The 2,872-nt window shown below is 56.5% G+C and carries 3 protein-coding genes; all 3 read right to left on the bottom strand.

Annotation, left to right across the window (positions count from 1 at the left end; genetic code table 11):
• Positions 1-506 (bottom strand): phage major capsid protein (locus tag FQK12_RS00250; RefSeq protein ID WP_146295625.1); only part of this gene is annotated, 506 nt, incomplete at its 3' end.
• Between the two features lie 77 nt (positions 507-583).
• Entirely contained in the window at positions 584-1,504 is a 921-nt protein-coding gene (locus tag FQK12_RS00245; protein WP_014228906.1) for a S49 family peptidase, read from the bottom strand.
• Positions 1,505-1,540: 36 nt separating this feature from the next.
• Positions 1,541-2,800, bottom strand: a complete 1,260-nt coding sequence (locus FQK12_RS00240; protein WP_023279520.1) for a phage portal protein — start codon at positions 2,798-2,800, stop codon at positions 1,541-1,543.
• Positions 2,801-2,872 lie beyond the last annotated feature (72 nt).

The raw sequence follows: 2,872 nt of genomic DNA, 5'->3' as shown, positions 1-2,872 counted from the left end.
CCGTTAGGCAGCGGAACGGGACGGGCACCCAGCTTGCGGACGATGGTTCGGTCGCTCAGTAGCTCGATCACCTCACTGTGGAGGTTCTGCGGAATAAGCACACCCCCGGACGCCGCTGCGGTGGACATGGCCATCGATACGGACTGGTCATTCAGCTCTTCTGAAGCGAATTTTGCCGCGTCCTGCAGATTCCCTGCGCCTGCGGCGACAGACATAACCAGTCGGGTCATGCCAGCACCGGTGTACTGTTTCGGCTCCTGCTTAACAATAATGCCGGGGGCCTGCTGAGTCGCTTTCACGGGTTTTGCGACCAGCGCCGCAGCACGTTCGGCGGCTTCCAGGCGTTCAATTTTGGCGCTGATATCAGTGAACTGCTGCTGCAGGTTCGCAAACTCCGTCAGCTGCTCCGCAGTCAGCGTGCTGCCGCTGGCGTCAATGGTTGCCAGGGCCTGAACCTGTTCGTTGATACCCGCACGCTGACGACGCAATTCTTCAATATGTGGCATTTTATTTCTCTCTTTTTAGACATAAAAAAAGCAGCCTGCTGGCTGCTTAAGGTGACGCGGTTTATGTTTGCGCCGGGTTACATTTTGGTTTGCAGATCCATCGCGGCTGCCTGCATCTCAATGGAGGTTTTTTGACGGGGTTGCTGATACTTTGCCGCGATAGCATTGATCGCCGCCTGGGGGTCAGAGACTTCATCCGCCAGGCCGGCGGACACAGCGCCAGGGCCAAAATACAGCCCCGCCTGCGTATCAATGACGGCCTGCTGATTCAGGCCGCGATATTCGGCCACCGACCCCGTAAACGTCTCGTACATTTCGTCGATCATGCCCTGGAACATACCCAGCGACTCTTCACTCAGTGGTTCATGTTGGGTGCCGTTATTTTTGTTATCTCCCCGGTAAATGGTGGTGAACGTCAGCCCCATTTTTTCTTCCATCTTCGACGTATCGAGGTGCTCCATGATCACACCAATCGACCCCACGCCACTGGTCTGGCTGACGATGATTTTGCTGCAGGCCGATGCGATGAAATACGCGGCGGAATACGCGCTGTAGTTCACAATCGCCGTGATGGGTTTCGTGTCGCGAGACTGATAAATGTAATCGGCCAGCTCCTTGCACCCCACCGCTGCGCCGCCGCCGGAGTTAATATCCAGAACGATTTCGCTGATTGAGGGGTCGTTTAATGCCGCCTGCAGCTGCCCGCGGATCCGCTCGTAGCTGGTCAGCTCGGAGCACATCGCCGTAATCTGCCCCCGGCGTGGAACAAGAATGCCGTGAACGGGGATCACTGCCACCCCGCCGGTGGGCTGAACCTGCTCAGCTGCAGGTGATTTACCCGGATTCAGCGCCATCTGAATGACGGCATCTTCGGTGATCCCCTGAATACGGGGGATGAGCACCGCTTTCACGGAGTCCATTGTTTGCCGCGTCACGTAATGCGGCACGCCAAAGACCATATCTGCCAGGTGCGGCAGGTTAATTAATTTCGTTGTCATGTTGTCTTCCAGGTCATCCCGCGCGGCGGGAAATAATCAGGCTCTGGCCAGAAGGGATTCTATTTCGGCCAGCTGTTTTGCTGTCGGCGACTTATCGCCAGGAAGGATCTTCGCGCTGTCGACCATATTGAGCGGCGTCAGGTATTTGTCCCCGCCAGCAATTGGCGGTAGATTCTCCATACGCCGGATATCGTTAGTGGATAGCCATCCCCACTGGCGGCCCAGCGCATACGATTCATAGCGTGACTTCTGGTCGCCTCGCAGCAGCCCGGAAACGTTGAACTCGATGTACAAATCGCGGCGTTCGCTGGGCAGAAGTAGATCGCGCTGCATCGCACCCTCATGGCGTTTCAGCCAGGCCAGCAGCGTATACATCACGAACTGCAGGCCCTGGTGCTCGATGTTGTTGTTGGTCGCTTTCGCCAGCATCTGCACCATATGTGGCGGGATTTTATAGAGCCGGCAGACCTCTTCCACGCCCCACTGCCGCGACTGTAGCAGCTGCGCCTTTTCGTTATCCTGCGACAGTTGTTTGTAGCTCATGCCCTCCTGCAGCAGTGCCACAGAGAACATATTGTGAATACCGGAATGGCGTTCGGTCCATTTCGCCAGCAGGCGATCAATAGCATCCTGGCTTTTAATGGTCGCAGCCTCTTTCGGACGCTCTATCACCCCGCTCATCGTTGTCCCGCGCCGAAATGTCGCTGCCGCATGCTCCTCAACGGCCAGATTCAGCCCCAAGACATCGGCGTTCGTCTGAATGGGGGAACTGCCGATATAGCCATCCAGAGAAAAGACCTTCACATGGTGCATCATGCGCATCGGCAGAATTTCACCGACTTCCGGGAGTTCGTAATACGGCATACCGTCCGGCCCTTTCAGCACAATGACCTTTTTCGGGTTAATGGGGATCAGCTCTTTCGGGTAGCCTTTTCCGTCCCGTTCGATGATCGAGTAGCAATTTCCCTCAAGCCCCAGCAACCCCTGCTGCTGCTCGAAATACTCGAATGAGGTGTCTTTCCTGTTGGGCTGGGAGTGAATCAGGTCATAAACCGGGTGGTCCGTCGCACGCTGGCGCCCGCCATTTTTATCCCGCCGGTAGAGTTCGCACGGCAGCTGCGCGACTGACTCCGCCAGGAGGGTGACACAGGCCCGGACCGCTGAAAGTCCAAGAGCGGTTTCCGGCGTGATTATGATGCCAGTTTTGCTCTGGCTTGAACGAACCCCGCCCAGCATGGCTTCCCAGAAGCTATTACCCGAGTATTGTCGGCCCCTGAACATCTGGGGTAGGAACATTATTCACCTCCGCCATTGCTGACGCCGGAGGAAAAGGCCCGGGTTGTCATATATGACCAGCCCAGACAAATA

Source organism: Klebsiella sp. ME-303, assembly GCF_007910085.1.
GTDB classification, from domain to species: domain Bacteria; phylum Pseudomonadota; class Gammaproteobacteria; order Enterobacterales; family Enterobacteriaceae; genus Klebsiella; species Klebsiella michiganensis.
This window is presented reverse-complemented; position numbering and strand designations above follow the sequence as displayed.